At 66.0% G+C, this 23,847-nt stretch carries 28 protein-coding genes; 3 read left to right on the top strand and 25 right to left on the bottom strand.

Annotated features, from left to right (window positions below; translation table 11 throughout):
• Positions 1-265: 265 nt before the first annotated feature.
• The gene (gene typA / locus IFT60_RS03400; RefSeq protein ID WP_192049528.1) at positions 266-2,098 is read left to right on the top strand and encodes a translational GTPase TypA; all 1,833 of its coding nucleotides are present in this window, start codon (positions 266-268) and stop codon (positions 2,096-2,098) included.
• 79 nt (positions 2,099-2,177) lie between these two features.
• Here the strand turns inward: typA and IFT60_RS03395 are convergent, their stop codons facing one another.
• Entirely contained in the window at positions 2,178-2,615 is a 438-nt protein-coding gene (locus IFT60_RS03395; RefSeq protein ID WP_192049527.1) for a hypothetical protein, read from the bottom strand.
• 136 nt (positions 2,616-2,751) lie between these two features.
• Here IFT60_RS03395 and IFT60_RS03390 point away from each other — a divergent pair, with 136 nt between their 5' ends.
• Positions 2,752-4,527, top strand: a complete 1,776-nt coding sequence (locus IFT60_RS03390) for an ABC transporter ATP-binding protein (protein WP_192049526.1) — start codon at positions 2,752-2,754, stop codon at positions 4,525-4,527.
• Positions 4,528-4,814: 287 nt separating this feature from the next.
• Here IFT60_RS03390 and IFT60_RS03385 read toward each other — a convergent pair whose 3' ends face one another.
• From IFT60_RS03385 to flgB, 12 genes are all read right to left on the bottom strand, one after another.
• The gene (locus IFT60_RS03385; RefSeq protein WP_192049525.1) at positions 4,815-5,840 is read right to left on the bottom strand and encodes a hypothetical protein; all 1,026 of its coding nucleotides are present in this window, start codon (positions 5,838-5,840) and stop codon (positions 4,815-4,817) included.
• Positions 5,841-5,843: 3 nt separating this feature from the next.
• Positions 5,844-6,755: a flagellar hook-associated protein FlgL gene (gene flgL, locus IFT60_RS03380; RefSeq protein ID WP_192049524.1), complete on the bottom strand. Its 912-nt coding sequence runs from the start codon at positions 6,753-6,755 to the stop codon at positions 5,844-5,846.
• A gap of 9 nt (positions 6,756-6,764) precedes the next feature.
• Complete coding sequence (gene flgK / locus IFT60_RS03375; RefSeq protein WP_192049523.1) at positions 6,765-8,135, bottom strand: flagellar hook-associated protein FlgK; 1,371 nt, start codon at positions 8,133-8,135, stop codon at positions 6,765-6,767.
• A gap of 60 nt (positions 8,136-8,195) precedes the next feature.
• On the bottom strand, positions 8,196-8,540 hold the full coding sequence (locus IFT60_RS03370) for a rod-binding protein (protein WP_192049522.1): 345 nt from the start codon (positions 8,538-8,540) through the stop codon (positions 8,196-8,198).
• Positions 8,540-9,667, bottom strand: coding sequence for a flagellar basal body P-ring protein FlgI (locus IFT60_RS03365; RefSeq protein WP_192049521.1), 1,128 nt, complete (start codon positions 9,665-9,667; stop codon positions 8,540-8,542). The genes IFT60_RS03370 and IFT60_RS03365 overlap by 1 nt, the downstream gene beginning before the upstream one ends.
• A 114-nt stretch (positions 9,668-9,781) precedes the next feature.
• Complete coding sequence (gene flgH, locus IFT60_RS03360) at positions 9,782-10,420, bottom strand: flagellar basal body L-ring protein FlgH (RefSeq protein ID WP_229510668.1); 639 nt, start codon at positions 10,418-10,420, stop codon at positions 9,782-9,784.
• A 29-nt stretch (positions 10,421-10,449) separates the two neighbouring features.
• The gene (gene flgG / locus IFT60_RS03355; RefSeq protein WP_192049519.1) at positions 10,450-11,235 is read right to left on the bottom strand and encodes a flagellar basal-body rod protein FlgG; all 786 of its coding nucleotides are present in this window, start codon (positions 11,233-11,235) and stop codon (positions 10,450-10,452) included.
• 25 nt (positions 11,236-11,260) lie between these two features.
• Entirely contained in the window at positions 11,261-11,986 is a 726-nt protein-coding gene (locus IFT60_RS03350; protein WP_192049518.1) for a flagellar basal-body rod protein FlgF, read from the bottom strand.
• Between the two features lie 13 nt (positions 11,987-11,999).
• The gene (locus IFT60_RS03345; protein ID WP_192049516.1) at positions 12,000-13,187 is read right to left on the bottom strand and encodes a flagellar hook protein FlgE; all 1,188 of its coding nucleotides are present in this window, start codon (positions 13,185-13,187) and stop codon (positions 12,000-12,002) included.
• Positions 13,188-13,202: 15 nt separating this feature from the next.
• The gene (locus tag IFT60_RS03340; RefSeq protein ID WP_192049514.1) at positions 13,203-13,877 is read right to left on the bottom strand and encodes a flagellar hook capping FlgD N-terminal domain-containing protein; all 675 of its coding nucleotides are present in this window, start codon (positions 13,875-13,877) and stop codon (positions 13,203-13,205) included.
• Between the two features lie 4 nt (positions 13,878-13,881).
• Positions 13,882-14,286, bottom strand: a complete 405-nt coding sequence (flgC, locus tag IFT60_RS03335; RefSeq protein WP_192049512.1) for a flagellar basal body rod protein FlgC — start codon at positions 14,284-14,286, stop codon at positions 13,882-13,884.
• A gap of 19 nt (positions 14,287-14,305) precedes the next feature.
• Positions 14,306-14,665: a flagellar basal body rod protein FlgB gene (gene flgB, locus IFT60_RS03330; RefSeq protein WP_192049510.1), complete on the bottom strand. Its 360-nt coding sequence runs from the start codon at positions 14,663-14,665 to the stop codon at positions 14,306-14,308.
• A 120-nt stretch (positions 14,666-14,785) separates the two neighbouring features.
• Here flgB and flgA point away from each other — a divergent pair, with 120 nt between their 5' ends.
• Entirely contained in the window at positions 14,786-15,469 is a 684-nt protein-coding gene (gene flgA, locus IFT60_RS03325; RefSeq protein ID WP_197986210.1) for a flagellar basal body P-ring formation chaperone FlgA, read from the top strand.
• On the opposite strand, the gene flgJ is transcribed toward flgA, so the two are convergent.
• Genes flgJ through IFT60_RS03265 form a run of 12 tightly spaced genes read right to left on the bottom strand, consistent with a single transcriptional unit; the run spans position 15,459 to position 23,840 of the window.
• On the bottom strand, positions 15,459-16,178 hold the full coding sequence (gene flgJ, locus IFT60_RS03320) for a flagellar assembly peptidoglycan hydrolase FlgJ (RefSeq protein ID WP_192049507.1): 720 nt from the start codon (positions 16,176-16,178) through the stop codon (positions 15,459-15,461). The genes flgA and flgJ overlap by 11 nt on opposite strands.
• On the bottom strand, positions 16,165-16,584 hold the full coding sequence (gene flgN / locus IFT60_RS03315; RefSeq protein WP_229510667.1) for a flagellar export chaperone FlgN: 420 nt from the start codon (positions 16,582-16,584) through the stop codon (positions 16,165-16,167). The genes flgJ and flgN overlap by 14 nt, the downstream gene beginning before the upstream one ends.
• A 17-nt stretch (positions 16,585-16,601) precedes the next feature.
• Positions 16,602-16,886: a flagellar biosynthesis anti-sigma factor FlgM gene (gene flgM / locus IFT60_RS03310; RefSeq protein ID WP_192049505.1), complete on the bottom strand. Its 285-nt coding sequence runs from the start codon at positions 16,884-16,886 to the stop codon at positions 16,602-16,604.
• 35 nt (positions 16,887-16,921) lie between these two features.
• Positions 16,922-17,893 carry a flagellar motor protein MotB gene (locus tag IFT60_RS27015; protein WP_192049503.1) on the bottom strand — a complete coding sequence of 324 codons (972 nt, stop codon included), beginning with the start codon at positions 17,891-17,893 and terminating at the stop codon, positions 16,922-16,924.
• Between the two features lie 3 nt (positions 17,894-17,896).
• Positions 17,897-18,808, bottom strand: coding sequence for a flagellar motor stator protein MotA (gene motA, locus IFT60_RS03300; RefSeq protein WP_192049501.1), 912 nt, complete (start codon positions 18,806-18,808; stop codon positions 17,897-17,899).
• A 45-nt stretch (positions 18,809-18,853) separates the two neighbouring features.
• Entirely contained in the window at positions 18,854-19,615 is a 762-nt protein-coding gene (locus IFT60_RS03295; protein WP_192049499.1) for a FliA/WhiG family RNA polymerase sigma factor, read from the bottom strand.
• Positions 19,612-20,088 (bottom strand): flagellar basal body-associated FliL family protein, encoded by a 477-nt coding sequence (locus IFT60_RS03290; RefSeq protein WP_192049497.1) that lies wholly within the window; start codon positions 20,086-20,088, stop codon positions 19,612-19,614. The genes IFT60_RS03295 and IFT60_RS03290 overlap by 4 nt, the downstream gene beginning before the upstream one ends.
• Before the next feature lie 28 nt (positions 20,089-20,116).
• Entirely contained in the window at positions 20,117-21,307 is a 1,191-nt protein-coding gene (locus IFT60_RS03285; RefSeq protein ID WP_192049494.1) for a flagellar hook-length control protein FliK, read from the bottom strand.
• On the bottom strand, positions 21,304-21,621 hold the full coding sequence (locus IFT60_RS03280; protein ID WP_192049492.1) for a hypothetical protein: 318 nt from the start codon (positions 21,619-21,621) through the stop codon (positions 21,304-21,306). The genes IFT60_RS03285 and IFT60_RS03280 overlap by 4 nt, the downstream gene beginning before the upstream one ends.
• Positions 21,614-22,003 carry a flagellar export chaperone FliS gene (gene fliS, locus IFT60_RS03275; RefSeq protein ID WP_192049489.1) on the bottom strand — a complete coding sequence of 130 codons (390 nt, stop codon included), beginning with the start codon at positions 22,001-22,003 and terminating at the stop codon, positions 21,614-21,616. Before fliS ends, IFT60_RS03280 begins: the two co-directional genes overlap by 8 nt.
• Positions 22,004-22,025: 22 nt before the next feature.
• Positions 22,026-23,378, bottom strand: a complete 1,353-nt coding sequence (fliD, locus tag IFT60_RS03270) for a flagellar filament capping protein FliD (RefSeq protein WP_192049487.1) — start codon at positions 23,376-23,378, stop codon at positions 22,026-22,028.
• 27 nt (positions 23,379-23,405) lie between these two features.
• Positions 23,406-23,840, bottom strand: coding sequence for a flagellar FliJ family protein (locus IFT60_RS03265; protein WP_192049485.1), 435 nt, complete (start codon positions 23,838-23,840; stop codon positions 23,406-23,408).
• Positions 23,841-23,847: the final 7 nt, after the last annotated feature.

Raw genomic sequence — 23,847 nt, 5'->3', positions numbered from 1 at the left:
TCTAGTGAGCAGGGGACAGGCATCATGACGCACCATTCCGCGTGGGCACGGGCGCCCACCCTACGAAGACAGTCAGCCGGCAATGCCTAAAAACACGCAGGAACTTCGGCAAACGGATTGAAAACCCAGCAACTCATTGAAATTGCGGGCCTTTTCATGAAGCCGTCACATGAAACCTGCTATACTACGCGGTTTCCGAAATCGGCAGCATCGGAACACATCCGCGAGTCCATCCGCAACATCACGCACATCACGCTGAAAATACATGTCAAATACCAAACGCGCAATTCGTAATATTGCAATCATCGCCCACGTTGACCACGGCAAGACCACCCTGGTCGACCAGCTGCTCCGTCAGTCCGGCACCTTCCGTGAAAACCAGGCGGTGGACACCCGCGTGATGGACTCGAACGATCTCGAAAAAGAACGCGGCATTACGATTCTGTCGAAGAACTGCGCGGTCGAGTACGAAGGCACCCACATCAACATCGTCGACACCCCGGGCCACGCCGACTTCGGCGGCGAGGTCGAGCGCGTGCTGTCGATGGTCGACTCCGTGCTGCTGCTGGTCGATGCCCAGGAAGGCCCGATGCCGCAGACGCGCTTCGTGACCCGCAAGGCACTGGCCCTGGGCCTCAAGCCGATCGTCGTCGTCAACAAGGTCGACCGTCCGGGCGCGCGCGCCGACTGGGCCATCAACCAGACCTTCGAACTGTTCGACAAGCTGGGCGCGAACGACGAACAGCTCGATTTCCCGATCGTCTACGCGTCGGGCCTGAACGGCTATGCCGGCCTGGACGAAAGCGTGCGCGAAGGCGACATGAAGCCGCTGTTCGATGCCATCCTGCAACACGTGCCGGTCCGTGACGACAATCCGGAAGGCCCGCTGCAGATGCAGATCACCTCGCTCGACTACTCGTCGTACGTCGGCAAGATCGGCATTGGCCGCGTCAACCGCGGTACCGTCAAGACCGGCCAGGACGTCATCGTCATGAACGGCCCGGACGGCACCCCGATCAAGGGCCGCATCAACCAGGTGCTGAACTTCAAGGGCCTGGAACGCGTGCTGGTCGACTCGGCTGTCGCCGGCGACATCTGCCTGATCAACGGTATCGAAGAAATCGGCATCGGTTCGACCGTGTGCGCACCGGACACCCCGGAAGCGCTGCCGATGCTGACCGTCGACGAGCCGACCCTGACCATGAACTTCATGGTCAACAACTCGCCGCTGGCCGGCCGCGAAGGCAAGTTCGTCACCAGCCGCCAGCTGCGTGACCGCCTCGACCGCGAACTGAAAGCCAACGTCGCCCTGCGCGTGGCGCCGACCGACGACGACACGATCTTCGAAGTTTCGGGCCGCGGCGAACTGCACCTGACGATCTTGATCGAAAACATGCGTCGCGAAGGCTTCGAGCTGGCCGTGTCGCGTCCACGCGTGGTCTTCAAGATGGTCGATGGCGTGCGCCAGGAACCGTTCGAGAACCTGTCGGTCGACGTCGAAGAAGTCAACCAGGGCGGCGTCATGGAAGAACTGGGCCGCCGCCGTGGCGACCTGCAGAACATGGAATCGGATGGCAAGGGCCGCGTGCGTCTCGAGTACCTGATCCCTGCGCGTGGCCTGATCGGCTTCCAGGGCGAATTCATGACCCTGACCCGCGGCACCGGCCTGATGAGCCACGTGTTCCACGAGTACGCTCCGGTCGACAACAGCCGTGGCGAAATGGCCGGCCGTCGTAACGGCGTGCTGATCTCGCAGGACGACGGCGCCGCTGTTGCCTACGCGATCTGGAAACTGCAGGACCGCGGCCGCATGTTCGTGTCGCACAACGATCCGGTGTACGAAGGCATGATCATCGGCATCCACTCGCGCGACAACGACCTGGTCGTCAACCCGATCAAGGGCAAGCAGCTGACCAACGTGCGTTCGTCGGGTACCGACGAAGCCGTGCGCCTGGTGCCGCCGATCCAGATGTCGCTCGAGTACGCAGTCGAGTTCATCGAGGACGACGAGCTGGTCGAGATCACGCCGAAGTCGATCCGCCTGCGCAAGCGCTACCTCAAGGAACACGAGCGCAAGAAGGCAAGCCGCGAGGCGTAATTTGCAAACGGGACCTCGTCCCGTGCGTGGATGATAAAACCGCTGTACCGCATGTGAATGCGGGCAGCGGTTTTTTCGTTCAGGTCACGAAATAGAAGAGAGCGAGCGGCAGCAGCGCCGTTAGGCAGCCCATAACGCCGTACAGCAAGGATGCAGGCGTACGCGACGAGATCGCAAACGCAACGAACGCATCGCGCGCATTGCCATGCCGCAGTCGCGGATGCAGCGCCAGGACGAGCAGCGCAACCGTGCACCCACCGCCGACGCCCAGGGCGAGCGGACGCCAGTCGTTGTTGGCGAAGCCGGCGATCCGGTACGAGGCGCCCGCTCCGATCAACCCGGCAGCAAGCACGAGGTTCGCGATCCGGAGCGTGCCGCGATAACTGGCGAGCAGCCAGGCCGCAGGCTTGTCGCCCGATGCGGTCGGAATCCAGCGTGCCCACAGTTTGGTGAGCCCCAGTGCTACCAGCCCGCCAATGAGGCCGCTGAGGATGGGTCGAAATTCGCCGAGATCCATGCTGTTTCCTGTGATGTCTATACGGTTTTGCGAGTATGGCAGTAATTGATTCTTTGGGCCAATAATGGCGATTGCCTTCCGTTAGGGCGGGCTCATCGGTGCGCGGACATTCGTGCTGGATTGCTAAGATGTCCGCATGCGCATCCTCTGGATTTACCTGAAACCCCACTGGCGCCTCGGCCTGCTCGCCCTGGTTTTCGCCGCCATCTCGCAGGTGCTGGCCCTGGTCGATCCGATCATCTTCGGCCGCATCATCGACCACGTCACCCAACGCGGGGTGGGCCAAAGCGCGGGCGACGCCGACCCCATGCCCTACGTGATGCGCCTGCTCGGCCTGGCGGTGCTGGTCGCCGTGCTGTCGCGCCTGGCCAAAGCCCTGCAGGAATACGTGACGCGGCTGGTGGTGCAAAAGCTGGGCGTGGCGATTTTCAATGACGGCTTGCGCCACCTGCTGCGGCTGAAATTCCAGGAGTTCGAGGATTTGCGCAGCGGCGAGATGCTGTCCTTGCTGCAGAAGGTGCGCGCGGACAGCGAGCGCCTGATCAACACCTTCATCAACACGGCCTTTGCGGCGCTGGTCGGCGTCAGCTTCCTGGCCTGGTATGCGGTGACCAAGCACTGGCTGCTGGTGCCGGTGTTTTTCGTCGGGGTGCTGGTGCTGGGCGGGCTCACGGGGCTGCTGTCGCGCGAGATCAAGACCCAGCAGCGTTCGATCACGCGCGAGACCAACCGCAACTCCGGCTTCATCACCGAGTCGCTGCGCAACATTGAACTCATCAAAAGCCTGGGGTTGACCTTTCCCGAGATTCGCCGCCTGCGCAGCCAGACCGACGCCATCTTTGCGCTGGAGATGGAAAAGGTCAAACGCATCCGGCTGCTCTCCTTCCTGCAGGGTTCGACGCTGAGCCTGTTGAAACTGGCGATCCTGTTCGCGCTGCTGTGGCTGATCTTCCGCGACGTGCTGAGTACGGGCGAACTGATCGCGATGCAGTTCATCTCGGTGTCGATCTTCGCGCCGCTGCAGGAGCTGGGCAACGTCATCCTGGCGCACCGCGAAGCGGAGGCCTCGCTGCTGAACTTCAAGACGCTGATGGACAAGCCGGTCGAGCGGCGCCCGCCCGATCCGGTCGAGGTCGGGCCACTCACCGAGCTGCGTTTCAGCGACGTCCGTTTCCGCCACAAGGGCGCGCCCGAGGATGCGCTGGGCGGCGTGTCGTTCTCGGCCACGCTGGGGCAGACCGTCGCGTTCGTGGGGCCGTCGGGCTCGGGCAAGTCGACGCTGGTCAAACTGCTGGTGGGCCTGTACACGCCGCATGCCGGCGAGGTCTCGTACAACGGCGTGCGCACGACCGACCTGCGTTACAACCGCGTGCGCCGCCAGATCGGCTTCGTGACGCAGGAGACCTATCTGTTCGCGGGGACGATCCGCGACAATATCCGCTTCGTGAAGAGCGATGCGACGGACGAAGAAATCGTCGCGGCAATGCGCGCGGCCTCGTGTGCGTATTTGCTGGAGCGCTCACCCGAGGGCCTCGATACCGTCATCGGCGAGCGCGGCATGAAGCTGTCGGGCGGCGAGAAGCAGCGCCTCTCGATTGCGCGCGCGCTGGTGCGCCAGCCGGCGCTGCTGATCTTCGACGAGGCGACGTCGGCGCTCGATTCGATCACCGAGGAGCAGATCACGAATACCGTGCGCGAGATTTCGGCGCGCGCGGCGCAGATGACCATTTTGATCGCGCACCGGCTGTCGACGGTGATGCATGCCGATACCATCTTCGTGCTGGAGAAGGGGCAGGTGGTCGAGAGCGGGACGCATGCGCAGCTGCTCGAGGTGCGCGGCTTGTATTACGCGATGTGGCGGCAGCAGATTGGGGAGCGGCCGGTGCCGGTGGCCAGCGATGCGGCGATGTGAGTGGCCGGGAGTGGCGTTTCGAGGTGCGGGTGGGGTACCGCGTGGGCGGAGCCCACCCTACGGTTCGTGGATGACGGTGCTGTCGCGGCTTCGGCGGTTTTGTCTGTATTACCGTGTGAACGGCGAGGTCATGGTTTTCGAGGTGCGGGTGGTGTACCGCATGGGCGGAGCCCACCCTACGGTTCGTGGATGACGGTGCTGTCGCCGGCTGCGGCGATCATGTAGGATGGGCTCCGCCCACGCGGTATCACCGCATAATCAGCGGCGACGCCGTTCCTAAGAAACCGTCAACGCAGCCCCAATAAGGCAAGCACCCGCTCGCGGCTGACGCCGACCAGCGCCGAGGTGATCGCCAGCAGCGATTCGTAGTCATGGCTCGCCGCCGTCGAGGCGAAATCCTGCGCCGTGATGGCGAGATCCTCGGCGCTCAGTTCCGATTGAGCGGCGCGCGCGCCGGCGGCGGTCAGCGCCGCGCTGGTGGCTTCCTGCGAGCGGCGCACGCGCTCCAGCGCCTGCACGACGTCGCGCAGGTTCTGGCGCAGGGCTTCGGCGTTGTCGCTGCCGAGGTTCTCGATTTTGAGGTCGGGCGCGATGGCTTCGGTGGCCACGCGGCCGCGGCCGGAGATGGCGATGCTGTCGCGCACCTGCGGCCAGTCGGATTCGGCCGTCCTGAATTCGATGCGGCGCTGGCTGTCGAGACCGGCGCGCACCTTGACCGGCGCCAGCGTGCGGTCGAGACGGGCGGCGATCTGCTCCGCCGTCATCTCGGGCTCGAACGCGGCGGCCAGTTGCGGACCGCCGGCGCCGCCGACCGAGAACGACAGCGACACGGGCGCGGCTGCCTGCAGCGTGGCGGCGTCGAGACCGGTGATGCGAAAGCGCTGCTGCGCCGGGGCGCCGTCGGAAAAGGCGAGTTGCGCATCGACCGAACCGCCGGCCTGGGCGCCGCGCGCGGCAAGCGTCGCGCCCAGCTGGCGCGCCTTGCTTTCCAGGTCGCGCGCGCCGCTCTTCATGCCGGCGAGTTTCGCGGAGAGGGCGGCTTTCACCGATTCGAGCTGGGCGGCGACGCGCTCGAGATAATCGCGTGCCTGCTGGGCGCTGGCGACGTCGCCCTGCAAACGCGCATCGAAGGCGTGCGGGCGGCGCGCCGGCGCCTGCACGGCGGGGCGCACGACCGCACGCGCTTCAGGCGCTTTCTCTGGTACAGGCTGGGAACGCACGAGCGCCGGCGCGCCGGTGGCGGCGCCGGTGTTGAGGTTCGCATTGGTGCTGACTTGCAGTGACGGCGAAGCGGGGCGGAGCGTGTTGTCCATCGATTACAGTGCGGAGAACAGGGACAGCGTGCCGATCCGGCCATACGCCTTGTAGGTGGCTTGCAGGGCCGTGGAATAGCCATTCAGTTCGGTCGCAGCGAGGCCCATGTCGAGCTGGCCGATGTCGGTGATGGCCATCTGGTTCGACAGGCTGACGTTGCCATGGTTCGCGTCGAGCGTATCGAGGATGTTCTGCTTGCCGCCGATGACGGCGATCTTGCTGGAGACCAGTTCGAGCGCATCGTCGAAGCCGGCCAGGTTCGCTTCCAGCACGGCGCGTGTGGCCGGGGCGTTGACGTTCAGGCTTGCGCTGCCGAGCGCGGCGATGGTCGCGTCCAGGCGGTTGAGCAGCTGCTCCATGCCCTTGACGTTGTCGTTGGCGACCTGGGTCAGGCCATTGCCGACCACCACGCGCTGTTCGTTGACGTTGCCGGCATAGCTATAGCGCGCGCCGGCAGGGGCCGCGGCATCGTAGGCCATCGGGGCGGTCGCCGTGTTCGTGCCCGAGAATACGTAGCGGCCTTCCTGGTCGACGCTGTTGGCGCTGAACAGCAGGCTGTCGCGCAGCGCTTCGAGCGGGCTGACCATGGCTTGCAGGTCGGCCGTCGTGTTGCTGCCGTCGAGCGCCCAGACCAGCTGGTCGCGGCCGGCGGCGATGTCGTTCACCATGCTGCCCAGGTAGCCTTCGTTCTTCGACAGGCGGATCTTGATCGAGGCGATGTTGTTGCGGTACTGGCCAATGGCCGCTTCCTCGCGCTGCAGGCGCGAGACGCGCACGCTGTCGACCGGATCGTCCGACGGCACCCCGATGCGCTTGCCGCTGGCCATCTGCTGGGTCAGCTTGCTGAGGCGCTCCTGGTTCAGCGTGAGCGACTGGTTCATGTTCGACTGGTACTGGGCGGTGGCGATGCGCATGATGCTTCCTTAACCCATCATCGCCAGCGTGGCGTCGAACAGGGCGTTAGCGACCGACATGACTTTCATGTTGGCCTGGTACATGTTCTGGTATTCGACGAGATTGACGGCTTCCTCGTCCTGGTTGACGCCGCTGGTGGATTGCCAGTCGTCGACCGCGTGGGTACGCATGGTCTGGGCGGTGGCCAGCGCGGCCCCGTTCTGCTGGCTGATGACGCCGAGCTTGCCGACCAGCTGGGTGTCGGCATCCGACAGCAGCACGGTGCCCAGGCCGGTGACGTTCACGGTCTGGCTGTTGATGCCGACCAGTTTCAACAGGTTGCCGGTGTCGCCCTGCGTGCCGTCGCTGGAGAAGGCGAGGTCGGTCGCCTCGAAGCCGGCGGCCACGCCCAGCATGTTGTTGGCGCCCGCGGTAAAGTTGAACAGCGGCTTGCCGGCGCTGCCGTCCATGGCATAGCCGGCCGTGAGCTGGCTGTTGACCTTGTCGGCCAGCTGGCGGGCGATGTCCTCGGTGCCTTTCTGCATCGGGCGCAGCATGTCCTGTTCGTAGACGCTCAGTCCGCCGAGCTGGCCGCCGAGTTTGGCCGCATCCAGGCCGAAGGTGGTCGAGGCAAAGGTGAGCGTGAAACCCTGGGCGCCGACGCCGCCGACCGTCTTGAGTTCGGCGGCGACGTTGCCGATCACGAGGGCCTGGCCGGTTTTCAGCGAGACGTCGCGTACGCCGCCCGGCTGGTCCGACACTTCCAGCGCCATCTGGCCGGCCAGTTCGTCGATGGCCAGGTCGCGCGCGTCGATCAGCGAGGACGCCGGCGCACCGACTGCGTTCGCCGCCGTGATGCGCGCGTTGAGGGCGGCGATCTTGTTGACGTTGGCGTTGGCCGAGTCGACGATGGCGCTTCTCTGCTGGCTGACCGATTGCTGCTGGGCGTTGTAGACGTTGTTCAGGCTATTGAAGCGCTGGGCCAGCAGGCCGGCGGCGGTCAGCACTTGCTGGCGCAGCGGGGTCGAGGTGGCGTTGTCGCCGGCGACCGCGTTGAGCGAGGAGAAGAACTGGTCGACCGCGCTCGAGAGGCTGGCGCTGTCGTCGCCCATCACGCGCTCGAGCTGGGTCAGGTAGGGCTGCGTCTGCGCGTACTGGCCGGTCTCGCTGGCCGCGCGCCACATCTGCTGGCTTTTGTAACCATCCGAAAAACGCAGCAGCGAGCTGACCTGCACGCCATTGCCGACGGCCTTGCCGCTGGCGTCGGCGCCAACGGCCGACAGCAGGGCGGCCTGGCGGGTGTAGCCCTTGGTTTGCAGGTTGGCGATGTTCTGGCTGGTTGCCGACAGCGCCAGCTGCGAAGCGAGCGCGCCCGACAGCGCGTTGGTCATGATGGTCATGGAGGTCTTTCTCGAGAAACTGGGGCCTACCTTGGACAGGCGACCGGCGGCGTGAAAATATTAAGTGCTGCCGGGCGTATTTTTGGCGGGCAGCAGCTGGCGCAGGATGGCGTCGGCCACGCCGAAAGCGCGCTGGCCGGCCATCTGCTTGGAGAGGATGCCGTCGGCCATGTCCTGCATGTCCCGGTTGACCTTGTCCTTGAAGACGCTGTCCTCGTCGGCCATCTCGCGCGTGGTCGAGCGCATGTCCTTCAGCATTTGCGAGATGAAGAAGCTTTCGAATTCGACGGCGGCCTTGGTAGCTTGGGCGACGTGCGCTTCGTTTTCCGCGGCCGGCGTGACGGCGTCAGGCTTGACGACGCCGGCGCGCGGCAGCAGCGGATTCAGGGGCGTGGTGCGGTCCATCAGATCACCACCAGTTCGCCTTCGATGGCGCCGGCCTGGTCGAGCGCCTGCAGGATCGCCATGATGTCGTCGGGCGTGGCGCCCAGGCTGTTGACGACGTCGATGATCGTCTGCAGCTTGGCGCCTGCCGGCCACTTGAACATCTGGCGCCCGCCGCCCTGGTCGACCGACACTTGCGATTGCGGCGTGACGGCGGTCTGGCCGCGCGACAGGGGACCCGGCTGGCTCACGTTGGAACTTTCCGAAATCACGACCTTCAGCGCGCCGTGCGTGACGGCGGCCGATTTCACGCGCAGGCCGTCAGCGATCACCACGGTGCCGGTGCGCGAATTGAACACGACTTTCGGCACGTCGGTGCCCGCTTCGACCGACAGCGCCGACAGCTTGGCGACAAAGGCCACGCGCTCGGTCGGATTCATCGGAGCGACGACTTCGACGCTGGTGCCGTCGGCGGTGGTGGCGACCTGGCCGAAGCGGCGGTTGATCGCCTCGACCACGTTGGTCGCGGTCTCGAAATGCGGGTGGCGCAGGCGCAGCAGCACTTGCGGGCGGGTGGCGAAATCGGTGGCGATTTCGCGCTCGATCATGGCGCCGTTCGGAATGCGGCCGGTGGTCGGCGTATTCACCGTCACCGACGAGCCGCTGCTGCCGGACGCCGACAGCCCGCCGACCACCAGGTTGCCCTGGGCCAGCGCATAGACTTCATTGTCGGCCGCGCGCATCTGCGTCATCAGGAGCGTGCCGCCGCGCAGGCTTTTCGCATCGCCCAGCGACGAGACGGTGACGTCGATCGCCTGGCCGCGGCGGTAGCCGGGCGGGAAGACGGCCGAGATCATGACGGCGGCGACGTTCTTGTTCTTGGCATCCTGGCCCTCGGGCAGCTTGACGCCGAATTGCTTGAGCATGTTCAGGACCGACTGGCTGGCGAATTTTACTTGCGTCGAGTCGCCGGAACCGTTCAGGCCGACGACCAGGCCGTAGCCGACCAGTGGATTTTCGCGCACGCCCTCGATGCTGACCAGATTGCGCAGCGCCTGGGCGGCCTGCGCGGGCACGGCTGCGGCCAGGCCGAGTACGGCCGCGAATACGATACGGAAAACGAAGGTAGTGCTACGAAATTGAATCATGTTTTTCTTCAAAAGAGCGTTTGACAAAGGCCTCAGGGCAAGGCGCAGCGTCGAAGACAGTACGTTAGTACGGCGAGACGCTGCAACGCCGCCATGGGGCCTTTGTCAAGCGCGTTAAAACGGCATCAAGGGGCCGGTGAAGAAGCGGGTCAGCCAGCCGGCCGAGTTGGCATCGGCCAGCACGCCCTTGGCCGAATAGGCGATGCGGGCATTGGCCACGCGCAGCGACGACACCTGGTTGTCGGCATCGACGTCGGCGGCGCGCACATAACCTTTCAGGCGGACGAATTCTTCGCCCTGGTTCAAGGTCATGTTCTTTTCGCCTGCCACCCGCAGCAACCCGTTCGGCAGCACTTCCTGCACGATCACAGTCAGCGCGCCGGACAAGGCGTTCTGCTGGGTGCTGGTCGCGTCGCCGGCGAAGCTGCGGTCGGCGGAAATGTCGACGCCGGTCTTGCCGAAGGTTTTACCGAGCACGCCCAGCGGGGTCACGCCCACCGTCGAACCCTTGCTGAAACTGGTGCCGGCGCGCTTGCTGGCCTGGGTGGTCTCCTGCAGGATCACGGTCACCACGTCGCCGACGCGGTAGGCGCGCGCGTCCGAGGTCAGCGACAGCGCATCGCTGCTGAACACGCCGCCGGACACGCCGCGCTGGACCGTGCGCGCCACCGGCACCGCATCCTCTTCAGGCGCCGCCGCGATCGGCGCGCGCGTGGCGCAACCGGCCAGCAAAAGCGCGAGCAACCCCGTCATGCTCAATGCCGCTAGGCTGGAACGGATCATTATCGCGCCGCCTGCGCCAGGTATTGCAGCATATTGTCAGCCGCCGACAACACTTTGGTATTCATCTCATACGTGCGTTGTGCGGCGATCATGTCGACCATTTCTTCGACGACCTGCACGTTCGAGCCTTCGAGCGCGCCTTGCTTCAGTTTGCCGAGCGCGCCGTCGCCCGGACGGCCTTCGGTTGGCGCGCCGCTGGCGGCCGTTTCCGAGAACAGGTTCTCGCCCAGCGCCAGCAGGCCGGCCGGATTGACGAAGCCGGTCAGCGTCAGCGCGCCGATTTCGGTGGGCGCCGCCTGGCCGGGAATGGTGGCCGAGACGGTGCCGTTTTCGGCGATGGTGATCGCGGTGGCGTTGTTCGGCACGGTAATTTGCGGCACCAGCGGCAAGCCCGAGGCATTCACCAGGGTGCCGTTGGCATCGATCTGCAGCTGGCCGGCGCGGGTGAAGGCGGCGTCGCCGTTCGGACGGCGCACCTGCAGGAAGCCGTTGCCGGAGATGGCGACGTCGAGCTGCTGGCTGGTGGTTTGCAGCGAACCGTTGGTAAACACTTTCTGGGTGCCGACCAGGCGCGTGCCGTTACCGAGCTGGACGCCGTTGGAGACGGTGTTGTCGGCACTCTGCGCACCCGGCTGGGCATCGACTTGGTAATGCAGGTCTTCGAACACGACGCGGTCGCGCTTGAAGCCGACGGTGTTGACGTTGGCGAGGTTGTTGGCGATGGCTTGCAGCTTGGCGTCTTGCGCCTGCACGCCGGTCTTGCTGATCCACATTGCTGGATTCATGAAATTCTCCTGTCAGCGGGCGTGCTTACGCGCCCAATAAACGGTTGCCCGCTTCATTCATCTTGTCGCCGGCCTGGAACAGCTTCATCTGCAATTCGAAACTGCGGTTCAGGGCCATGGTCGCGACCATCTCTTCGACGGCCGAGACGTTGCTGCCTTCGAGCGAGCGGCCGCGCACGGTGACGTTGGCATCCGCTTCCAGCGGGTTGCCGTTGCGGGCGACGATCAGGCCGGCTTCGTTCTTGGTCAATTCGGGGCCTTCGGCATTCACCAGGCGCAGCTTGTCGATGGTCTGCATCGTGGTTGCGCCTTCGGCCAGCACCGAGATCGTGCCGTCGGTCCCGACTTCGACCGCCGAGTGCGGCGGCAGCACGATCGGGCCGCCTTCGCCCAGCAGCGGGCGGCCGGCCACCGACAGCGCACCGTTGGCGTCGATGTCGATCGACCCGGCGCGGGTATAGGCCTCCTGGCCGCCGAATTCGACCGCGAAATAGCCGCTGCCGGTGATCGCCACGTCGAGCGGACGGCCGGTTTCGCGCACGCTGCCGGGTTTGGTCGAGATGGCGTCGGCCTGGGTCTTGGCCATGTGCACGTCGTCGTAGCCGTAGCCGCCGAGCGAGTTGGTCGTCACCAGTTCGAGGTTGGCGCGAAAGCCCGGCGTGTCCATGTTGGCCAGGTTGTTGGCGTGGACCTGCTGGGCACGCAGCGTGTGCTCGGCGCCGGAGACGGCGGTGAAGATCAGTTTATCCATGGTGCGTCAGCGCTTAACCGAGGGCCTGCATCAGGGTTTGCATCATCTGGTTCTCGGTCGTGATGACCTTCGAGTTGGCCTGGTAGTTACGCTGCGAGGTCATCAGGCCGACCAGTTCCGAGGTGATGTCGACGTTCGAGCCTTCGAGCGAGCCGGTATTGAGCTTGCCGGCCAGGCCCGCGCCCGGGGTGCTGAACAGGGCCAGGCCCGAGGCGGCATTCGCCTGCCAGCTGGTGTCGCTGGTGGCGGTGAGGGCGCCTTCGTTGCCGAAGGTGGCCAGGGCGATGGTGCCGACGGTCTGCTTCTGCTCGTTGCTGTAGCGCGCCACGACGGAGCCGTCCGCCGCCAGCTCGACGCCGACGTAGGTGCCCGAGGCATAGCCGTCGGTGCTGTTGGTGGTGCTGGTCGCTTCGCCGGCGAACTGGGTGGTGCCGGTGTAGTCGATCGAGAAGTTGATCGGCGCCGCGCCGTTGGTCGGGGTCAGGGTCAGCGCGCCGCTGCCCGTCGCCGCCGGCAGCTGGCCGAGGGCGTCGAAGTTCAGCGTTTTCGTGGCGGCCGGCGCCGCGCCGTCGAAGCCGTAGTGCACGGTGACGCTGTTGCTGGCGCCCTTGACGAAGTACTGCGACACGGTGTGCTGGGTGCCGAGCGAATCGTACAGGACCGATTGCTTGACCATGTTGTAGCTGTCAGGCTTGCTGGCGTCGAAGGCCGCGTTGGTGGGCGGCGCCCAGTCGGCCGACAGGTTGCCGACGAAATTCACGCCGGTCGAGGCCTTGGCGGCGATCTGGCCGGTCGGGATCTTGATGTCGCCCATGGTGCCGAGCGTGCCGTTCACGGACGGGCCATAGCCCTGCACCTTGCGGCCGACGGCGTCGATCAGGTTGCCGTTGTTGTCGGCTGCGAAAATGCCGACGCGGCTGTACGACATCGTGCCCTGGCTGTCGCGGCTGACGAAGAAGCCGCGGCCTTCGATGGCGGCGTCGAGCGAGCGGCCGGTCGATTCGACCGAACCGTTGGTGCCGATATTCTGGGTCAGCGAACCGACCGAGACGCCGTTCGCCTGCTCGCCGGCGTACATGGCGGAGAAGTTGGCGCGGCTGCTCTTGAAGCCGTAGGTGCTCGAGTTGGCGATATTGTTCGAGACGGCTTCCAGCTGCTCGTTGATGGCCTGGATACCGGAGAGGGCGATGTTGAAGCTCATGTCACGTTCCTTGAATTAGTTGGCGGCGACCGTGGCGGCCTTGCCGTTGAAACCAGTGATGGCGGACGGGTCGACGTCGCCGACGCCAGCCACCTGCAATACGACGGCGCCGGTGCCCGACAGGCGCACGCTGTCGACACGGCCGGCGAGTTCGACCGGGACCGCGGCACCGTCGGCGCTCCGGGCCGCGATCGCGTAGCTGCCCGGGGCCAGGCCGAGGGCGGCCGGGTCGATGGTGAATGGTTGTGCGCCAGCCGTGTGGAACGGCAGCGACAGGGTATGTGCCTGGCCATCGGCGCCAGTCAGCACCAGGCTGGTGGCGCTGCTGGCCGACGGCAGCCGGACGCTGCCCGCTACCGGCGCGCCGTCCAAGCGCACGCGGTCGGCGGCGACGGTCACAGTCGATCCCACCTGGCCGCCCATCGCCAGCACTTGCAGGCTTTGCAGCACGCTGGCGCTGGCGCTGGTGGTTTTGGAGAGGCTTTGCAAGGCTTCGGTTTGCGACAGCTGCGACAGCTGGTTGACGAACTGGCTCGGGTCCGACGGCGCCAGCGGATCCTGGTTGCGGATCTGGGCCACGAGCAGCTTGGTGAACATGTCCTTGTTGGCGGAGACGTCGGCACTGGTCGAGACGGCATCGGCCCTGGTGGCGGTATTGTTCGGGCTTGCGAGGGAATTATTGGTTAGCATGCGGTCAGCCTTCGCCCAGTTTCAGCAGCGACTGCTGCATCGATTTGATCCGGCCCAGCACCTCGACATTGGTCTCGAAGGCGCGCGAGGCGGACATCATGTCGGCCATTTCGGCCACGGAATTCACGTTCGAGTAGACGACCATGCCTTCGGCGTTGGCCAGCGGGTTGCCCGGCTCGTAGACCTTGCGCACCGGGTCGGCGCTTTGCACGACGTCGAGCACCTGTACGCGCCCGCCGGCGTCGTTTTCCATCACGGCGGCAAAGACTGGCTTACGGGCGCGGTAGGCTTCGGCTTCCGACGGCGCGGCGGTGTCGGCGTTGGCCAGGTTCGAGGCGATGGTGTTGAGGCGCACCGACTGCGCCGTCATGGCCGAACCGGCGATGGTGGAGATATCCTTGAAACTCATATTTGTTATTGCCCCGCCTTTATTGACCGCTGATGGCTTTTTGCAGGCCGCGCAGCTTCATGTTGATGAAGGTGAGGCTGGTCTGGAAGTCGGAAGCGTTTTGCGAGAACGCGGCCTGCTCGACGCCGATTTCGACGGTATTGCCGTCGGCGCTGGGGTGGAAGGGCACGCGGTACAGGGCTTCGCCGTCGCCCAGCGACAGTTCGCCATTTTCGTCCGCGGCACGTTCCTGCATCACCGCAGCGAAGTCGAGGTCGCGCGCCGTGTAGCCTGGCGTGCTTTCGTTGGCGATGTTCGCGGCCAGCACACGGGTACGCTCGGCGCGCACGTTCAGCGCTTCGGCGTGGACTCCCAGTGCGTCCTTAAAATTAATCGTCATGGTCGATCTCCGTCGTGAACTGCAGTGTGTTTCGTTAGAATGGGGCACTCTTTGATGTCGGGGTTTGTCGCAATGATTGTTCGTGCCGCTCGTTTTATGGTCCTGCCTATGGTCTTGCCGATGCTGCTGGCTGCGCTGCAGGCAGCCGCCGCGCCCGCCGTCCTTTCCATCACCAGCCAGGTCGAGGAGGCTGCCCGCGCCCAGCTGGAAGCACAGGCCGCCGCGTCGGGACTGACCGACGCCCAGTTCGACCTCACGGTCGTGCCGCCGCGCGTGGCGCCTGCCTGCCAGGGGCCGGTCCAGGTCGATACGGTCGATACCCGCCAGGCGACGCGCATGCGCTTTGCGGTGCGCTGTCCCGGCCCTGGCGCCGCCCGGCTCGAATACATCGTCCGGGCCCGCATCTCGGCATCGGTGGTGGTCCTGGCGACGCCAGTTGCCGCCAACGAGATGATTGCCGACGCTCATCTTACCGTAGGGCAACGTGACATTACCAGGATTGCGGACCCCGTGACGGTCCCAAGCGATGCAGTAGGGCAATCCAGCCGCAGAATGTTGCGCGCGGGCGACGTTCTGCGTAACAGTTCGTTAACGGCGCCGGTCGTGGTCAAACGCGGAGATGCGGTGGTGATGATTGCGCGGATCGAAGGGATCGAAGTCAGCACGGCCGGCGAGGCGCTGGACGCCGGTGCGAAAGGCGCAACGATCCGGGTGAAGAACAGCAGCAGCGGGCAGACGCTGCGCATGCGCGTGGTTGCGCCCGGTACGGTCGAGCCGGTCGACAGCGTGCGCGTCAGCCGTTAGATCCCTGCAGCTTGCCGGCCAGGCGCGCCAGCTTGGCGGCGTAGGCCGGGTCGGTGGCATAGCCCCCTTTGGCCAAGCCCTGGGCAAAGGCATGGGCATCGCTGCCGGCGCCGATCGCGCCTTTGTAGCGCGGGTTATCGAGCAGCATTTGCGCGTAGTCGCGGAAAGCGGCGGCGCCGTCCGGATAGGCACGGAAGCGCTCCTTCGTTTTGATGGCGGCGCCGCCGACGTATTCGGTGGTGGTCGATTCGGCCACTGCGCCATCCCACTTGCCGCCCGCCTTGATGCCGAACAGGTTATGGCTGCTGTCGCCGCCCGCGTTGCGGATCGGGCGCTGGCCCCAGCCCGATTCGAGTGCGGCGTGTGCCTGCACCAGTTCCGGGGCGACGCCGAGTTTGTCCGCGGCTTCGCGCGCCCATGGCGCGATGTTGTCGAGGAAGGCTTGCTGGTCGTCGCTGTTCGAACCCGCGTCGGCGTCCGGCGCGGCCAGCACCGCGGCGGCGCTGCGCGCATGCCACAGGCTGCCTTCCGGCGTCAGCGCGGGCGTGGACGCGCCGCCGCCGTTCTGGATGAAGTTGGCGACTTCACCCTGGACGTCGGCAAAGGCGCGCCCGAAACCGCTGCCGCCGCCGATGGCGCCCGTTGGCCGGGTCGGGGCGGTCGGCAGTGTGGCCGAAATGGCGCTTGTCGAAAAATCAGCGTGGCGCATAGGTACCATCCGAATCATGCAGCACGCGCTGCATCACCGTGAATTGTTCGGCCAGCAGGTTGCCGTTACGGGTGGTGGCGCCCTTGCAGGCGACGACCAGGCGTTCCAGTTCGGTCCATGCGTTCGCCAGCCTGGCGCGGCCGGGTTCCGGCTGGGCCGCGATGAAGCCGGCCATCGTGCCGTCAGCGCCGTGCAGGGCGCGCACCAGCGCCACGCGCTGCTTGCGGCGTGCCTCCATTGCATCCAGGGCAGGCGTCAGTTCGGCGGCCAGGGCACCGAGTTCGGCGCCCTGGTGGCGTAGCGCGGCCTGGAACTGGCGTTCGAGCAGGGCGTGGATACTCTGCGCGGCATCGAGATCCTGCGTGACGCCATCGGCCAGGGCGGCCACCGCTTGCTGCCGAGTCATCCGAGGCAACTGCGGGCTCATCCGCGTCCTCCATGAAAACGCTGGATCAGGCCGGCGAGGCGCGCCGGGTCGAACGGCAGCTCGCCCTTGGCCAGCGCGTCGCGCAGTTCGGCCACGCGCGCGGCGTCGAAGTCGGGCAGGGCGGCCAACGCCTTGGCGGCCGGCTGCAGCACTTCCGATTGCAGGGGAGCGTTGCTTGCCGCCGCCGGTGCTGCCGCAGATGCTGCCGCCGGCGCTGCGCCGCCGATCGCAGGCGTCATGGCCGGGGTGACGTTGGGTGCGCCGGTTCCAGTGATTTTCATGCGGGGTCCTCGGGTTTTCGATTGAATCGTCATGCTTACTTCGCCAGTTGGCCGCGCAGCGACGCGGTGTCGTCAGCCGCCTTTGCTGGCATCGCTGCCTTGCCGGGTGCGCTGACCGACACGCCTTCGAGCAGGGTTTCGGTGGCGCCCGGCGCGCCGAACATCGCCGCCACCGAGCGCGATTGGGCGCGCGTCAGGATCATCAGTTCGATGCGGCGGTTGATGCCGGCATCGGTACGTTTGGCGTCGAGCGGCGCGCGGTCGGCCATGCCGACCACCTGCAACACGCTGTCGCCGCGCATGCCCCCTTGCAGGAGCTGGGCGCGCGCGGCCATCGCACGGTTCGAGGACAGCGACCAGTTCGACATGCCGGTTTTTTCGGCGAAGGTGTATTGTACCGAGTCGGTATGGCCGACGATCAGCATCTGGTTTTCCATCTGCGCGAACAGCGGCGCCATCTTTTGCAGCAGGCGCGCGAAACGCCCGGTCGGCAGCGCGCTGCCGCGCATGAACATGCCCTGGCGGTCGGTATCGTGCAACATGACGCGCAATCCGTAAGGCGTGATTTCCGCTTGCAGGTTGGCCGCCAGGCCGGCGTCTTCGCTCATCTTTTCCAGCTTTTTCGACAGCACGTCGAGGTCGGCCGGCGAATCGTAGGTGACGCGCGCCTCGGCCGCCGCTGCGCCGGTACCCGCGGCAGGGCCGGGTCCAGTACCGTCATGCAGCGTCGGGAAGCGTTCGATCAGGCTGCCGCGCGGCTCGGTTGCGATCGACGGCCGGTCGCCCGGGCCTTCGAGCTGGCCGGCGGCGGCATCCTTCATCATGTTCTGCACCGCTTCCTTTTCGCGCGCGGCCATCAGCCACAGCACCAGGAACAGCGACAGCAAGGCCAGGCAAAAGTCGGCGAACGCGACTTTCCAGGCGCCGCCGTGCTCGTCGTGGTCGTGCTTGCCGCCGCCACGCTTGATGATGGTCTGTTCGTGCTGCTTGTCGTTCGGCTTGGACACTGCTTACCCCGTCATGCGGTCGCCCGTGCGGCGCCGCTTGTTCTGCGATTCGTCTTCGCCGCCCATGGCATTGATCCACTGCTCGAGCTGGGCGAAGCTCGGCTTCGTGTTCAGCTGGATCAGGCGCCGGCCGGCGTCGATCGCCAGCAGGGCGGGCTTGCCGGCCACGTGGGTGCACAGCACCACCTTGACGGTTTCCATGGTCGAGGCTTCGCCGTTGACCAGCTGCTTCATCATGTTCGACAGCGGGTCGAGCAAGCCGTAGCAGAAGAAGATGCCGATGAAGGTACCGACCATCGCCGCGCCGACCTTTTCGGCGATCGCGCCCGAGTCGGCGCCTTCGGCCACCGAGTACATGGCCATCACGATGCCGAGGACGGCGGCCAGGATGCCGAAACCGGGCATGCCTTCGGCGATTTTATGGAGCGACTTCGACGGCTGCATGAGTTCTTCGTGGATGGCGCCGAGTTCCTGTTCGAGCACGCCTTCGAGTTCGTGGGCGTTGATCTTACCCATCGCCATCAGGCGGAAGTTATCGACGATGAATGCCAGCAGCTTCGGCTCGTCCAGGATGCGCGGATAGCGCTGGAAGATCGCGCTGTCCTTCGGCGCCTCGACGTGGGCATCAAGGGCTTTCAGGCCGCCGGCGGCCAGTTGCAGCAGTTCGTACATCAGCAACAGCAGCTGGCGCTGGAATTCCGAGTCGTGCTTTTTACGCGAGGCGATTTTTTTCAGCTGGTGCGCCATTTCGGTCAGCACGTGCTTTTCGTTGCCGATCACGAGGGCGCCAAAGGCGGCGCCGACGATGATCAGGATTTCAATCGGGTGCCAGATCGCAGTGACCGTGCCGCCCATCAGTGCGAAGCCGCCGAACACGCAGCCGAGCACGATGAAAATACCTAGGAATTGCTGCATGACAGGCCTTTCTGGAGGAGGGTCATATTTATTGTTGAATTATTCTTAACGCGCCCCGAGGGCCGCTTTCATCTTGGCCAGCGCGCTCTTGTTGAGCTGGCAGACGCGGGCGTCGGACAGGTCGAGCACGGCGGCGATTTCCTTGTAGCTGAGCTCGAACTCGTAGATCATCTGGATCACGCGCTGCTCGCGCTCGGACAGCGCGCCCAGTGCCTGCTCCAGGCTACGGCGCACCAGGAAGGCTTCTTCCGGGCCGGGCGTGCTGTTGGCCGGATCGAGCGCTTCCTGCAGTACTTCGTCGAAGCTCATCATCTCTTCGGCGCCGTCGTCCAGCAGGTGCTGGTGGTAGGCTTCCTGGGTAATGCCGAGCGCATCGGCGGCTTCCTGCGCGGTCGGCTCGCGGCCGAGCGAACGGGTAAGCGCACGCAGGCCATCGCGCACGCGGTGCGCATCCTGGCGCACGGCGCGTGGGCGCCAGTCCTGGCGGCGCAGCTCATCCAGGATGGCGCCGCGGATGCGCAGCGACGCGAAGCTGCCGAAGCCGGTGTCGGGCGCGCCATAGCGGCGCAGCGCTTCCAGCAGGCCCATCAAGCCGATCTGCTCCATGTCCTCGCGCGACATGACGCCCGACACCTGCGAGTTCAACTGGCGCACGATGCGCTTGACCAGCGGCGCGTAGGCCACCAGGTGCTGCTGCTCTTCGCGTGCGCTCATGCCGGCGCAGGCCTGCTGGTATCCGCCGGCGCAGGCAGCATCGGCGTAGTCACCGTAATTGTCTGAAAAGGCCACGTGGTCCCCGGCCGTCATTCGACGATCAGCTTGCCGATCATGACTTCGCCGAACGGCTTTTCCCGTTCCTCGCTGGCATAGTTGGCGTCGAAAGTCTTGTTCAACTGTGCGGCGACCTGTTCGACGGTCATGGTCGAGGCCTGCGCCATCGTGAAGCTCGACAGCGAGCGCACGGCGATCGCGCGCAGCAGCGGCAGGTGTTCCTTGGTCGGCTTCTCGCCCTTGGCGTCGGTGGCCAGCACCAGGTCGGCCGACAGGTAGTGCGTGCTCGCCTCGTTCGGGGCGCGGCGCAGCATCACGATGACCTTGTCGAGCGTGACGTACTTGGGCGGCGCGTCCGACTTTTCCTTTTTCGGCGCGGCCTTGGCGGCGGCTTCAGCGCCATGCGCCGGTTCCTGCGACTTCATCCACCACATGGCGCCACCGGCCGCACCCGCGGCCACCAGCACGACGGCGACGACGCCGATCATCATCTTGAGCTTGCTGTTCATTGATCTTGTCTGGGTTATTCTTGATTGATTAACTGCGGCCCTGGGCGCGACCGCTCAGTGAGAGACCGTCCAGCGAGAACGACGAAAATCCGCTGTTTGCTTCGGCCAGGGCGTTGCCTGGGTTTTGCTCCTGCTGACGCCCATCCTGCTGGCGCCCGCGGCCTTCGCCGCCGGCGAACATCGGCGCGCCGTTGGCGGCGCGCGGCGTCGGGACAATGTTGACCGACACGTCGCTGAACTGGCGCTGGGCCAGGTCGCTGCGCAGGCTTTCGCTGACCGTTTGCAACTGGCGCAGCACTTCGCCATGGGTTGCCGAGATCTGCACCTCGAGCGAACCGGCGCTGTGGCGGATCGCGATTTCCACGCGGCCCAGCATCGGCGGTTCGAGGCGGATCACGGCCTGCTCGGCCTTGTTGCCGACCTGGAGTTGCAGGCGTTCGCCAAGCGCTTCCTGCAAGGTCTGGCGCCAGGCGGTCGGCGGACCCGCCAGCGTGACGGTATCGGCCGTGCGTGGCGCCGTGCCGGCGGCCGGTGCGCTTGTGCTCGCCATGCCGGCGATGTTGGCGGCGCCACGCTCGGTGACCGGTGCGGCCTGGTCTTGCGGCGTGTCGCCGTTTGCTGCCGATGTGTCGGCGGCAAGCGCGGCCGGTGCCGTCTTCGCGACCGCTGCCTGGACTGGCGTTTCCACCAGCGGCAGGGCAGGGGCGGAGGCAGGCAGGGCGGCAGCCGGCAGGGCAGCCAGTTCGGCGCGGCCTTCGCGGCCGGATGCAGCACTGCCCGGCGACGGCGAAACCTCGGTATCGGCAGCCGGCGCCGATTCTTTAGCGGCCGGCAGGGCCGAAGCGCCAGGCAAGGCGGCAACGACCGCCGCCAGCGTCGCCTGGGGAGTGGAAATGAGCGGCATCAGCGGCATCGGCATCGCCATCGCGCCCAGCAGGGGCGTATCGGTTGCCTGCTGTTCTTCGACAGGGATGTCGTCCGCCGCCGGCGCGCCATCGGTTGCAGCGACAGCGGTAGTTGCGTCAACGTCAGCCGGCGCCAACTGGTCCAGGCCGAGCCATTGCGCGAAAGCGAGCGCCGGTTGGGCGGGCGCCGGTTGGACGGCGTCCACAGTACCAGGCATTGCGGCGGCCGCGTCAAATGGAGCCGACGCAGCCGCATCGTTCGCCCCCTTGGGGGCAGGCGCCGGCCCGTTCAGGTTAGTCAGTGTCAGGTTCATTCTTGGTGTCCAGCCGTTTCCATGTCGCCGGCGAGCGCGTACGCCATCCAGCCATCCTTGTTGTCGCGCATCCCGGCAAGCCGGGCGCCGAGCGCATCGAGCGCGTCGGTGCAGGCGGCGGCGGCGCCGTCATGGGCCGCGCGCAGCTGCGCCAGCGCGGCCAGTTCGGTGCGGTTCCAGGCGCCGCGGGCGGCGAGCGCCGCCAGTTGCGGCGCCAGCGCGGCGGCGAGGGCGCCCAGGCGCTCCCAGTCGCCCGTTGCGCCGGCTTCCTTGAAACCCACGGCGAGCCTGCCGATCGCAGCGCTCCTAGGCATTGCGGGCCTGTACGCCTTGCCAGCCCTGGCGGATCGTCGTCAACACGCCGACCACGTCGTCGACCATGGCCGGGTCCATCTTGATGCCGGCGCCTTGCAGGCGCGACGAGCAGAAGTCATACAGGTTGGCCAGGTTGACGACGGTGTCGCCGCCGCTGTCGAAGTCGAGCGAGCTCGACAAGCCGTTGATGATCTCGCAGCATTTGTCGATGCCGGCCGCTTTCTGTTCATAGCGCTTGCCGACGATGTGGGCGCGCACGCGCGCCAGTTCGTCGAGCAGGCCGTCGGTCAGCAGCAGGACGAGTTCGACCGGAGTCGCGCGCGAGGTTTGCGAGTCGAGATTGACCGCATGGTAATTACCGTAGGCTTCTTGATAGGACATGGCGATGAGTTAGGCTTGAAGTTTAGTCTTTGGCGCTGCTGAACAAACTGTCGAACAGCGAGGTGTTATAGGACATATTGCTTTGAACGGATTGCAGTTGGGTGAACTGCGCCAGGTAGCGCGCATAGGCGCTGTCGTACTGTTTGTCGAGCGTGGTTTGCCGTTCCGCCAGGTTGCCTTGCAGCTTGCTGATGGCATCCTTGCGGCTGCCGATCTGGCCATTCGCGCTGCTGGTCCAGAGCTTCAGGTAGCCGTCGAGCTGGCCCGCAATGCCGCTGGCGCCCGTCGTGGAACTGCTGCCGATCAGCGTATCGAGGCCGGTCGGATTCAACGCCAGCGCCTTGTTCAGGCGGGTGCTGTCCAGCGTCAGCGTGCCCTGGCGGTTGGCGGTGATGCCGAAATTCGCAAGACTGCTGGCGCCCGTGCTGCGCAAGGCGTTGACCATGCGGTCGCGCAGGGCGCGCACGCCGCTGTCGCCGGCAAAGGCGCCGGCTTCGCCGCCGCCTTTCGGGTCGCCCGGGCTGACCAGGCCGTCGATGGCCGTTTTCAGCTTGTTGTAGGCGTCGACGAAGGCCTGGGCGTTCGCCGCCGTCCTGGTCGCGTCCGACGCCACCGTCAGCGTCACCGGCGCGCTGCCCGCGGCCTGCGCCTTCGTCAGCGTCATGGTGACGCCATCGATCACGGACAGCGTATTGCTCGCCTGGCGGATTTCGGTACCGCCGGCGGAGCCGACGCGCACCACGGCGTCGAGTGCCGGCGCCAGTTCGTTGCGCGTCCCGCCCAGCCTGGCCGCAAGACCGGCATCGGTGCCCGTGCTGCCGACCGAAATGGTGTTCGCCGCGCCCGTCGTCTTCGAGGTCAGCACCAGTTCCGAGGTGGTCCCGGTGGTCACGACCGCCGCCGACATGCTGGTGTTATCGGCCGCGCCGTTGATCGCCGCCGCCAGCTCGCGCACGGTCCAGTTGGCCTTGGTGCCGAGGTCGACCGAAAACGAACTCGCGCCCACTCCCAGGGTCAGCGAACCGCCGCCGGCGAAATCGGTCATGCCGCCGTACGAGACCTTGTGCGCGCTGGCGACCTGCTCGACAAAAAAGCTGTAGCTGCCCGGCGCTGCGTTCGCCGTCGCGCTGGCGCTGGCGATGGCGGTGTCGCTGAAGACCGCGCTGCTGGCCGAAATCGTCTTGTTCAGGCCCGTCAGCGCGGCAAGGCTGCTCTGGAAGGCGCTCAGGGCCGAGCCGAGCGTGGACAAGCCTTTTTCGGTAGCGGTCGCCTGCGCGCCCTGGCGCGTCAGGATCGCCTGGCGTCCGGCCGTGAAGGATTCGGCCAGGGCCTGGGCGGTCGTCGCCGGATCGTAGTTGGTGGAAATGCCTGCCATATTGTTGTTCTCCTTGAAATTCGGGACCTACGCCCGGCCCGCCAGCCACGACTGGGTGGCGATCTCGTCTTCGCGCTTGCGCGCGGCACGATCCTGCTCGCGCGCCAATGCGTCCTGCTGCTGCTCGAGCACCTTGCCGAGCAGTTCGCGGCGGGTCCATGCCTGCGCCAGGTTGCGCTGCGAAACCGCCATGTTCGCCTCGTGCAGTTGCAGGTCGGTGCGGTGGGTGTCGGCCAGCGCGAACACGGCCTGCTTGTACTGGCCGCAGTTCAGCGCCAGGGCGGGGGCAAGCTTGCCAGAGGCGCCACTGCCTTCGGCCAGCGCGTGCAGGCGCTCGAGGTTGGCCGCATAGCGCGCACGCGTCGCTTCCTGGCGGGCGAGTTCGGTCTGCAGCTTGTCGACCTCGGTACTGCGCAGCTGCACCAGCGTGCCCAGGCTGTGGATCTGGTCGCGACGGTTCATAGTTCCA

Source organism: Massilia sp. CFBP 13721 (assembly GCF_014842025.1).
In the GTDB taxonomy this organism is placed as follows: domain Bacteria; phylum Pseudomonadota; class Gammaproteobacteria; order Burkholderiales; family Burkholderiaceae_D; genus Telluria.
The sequence above is the reverse complement of the archived record's forward strand: the minus strand, read 5'-3'. Positions and strand labels throughout refer to the sequence as shown.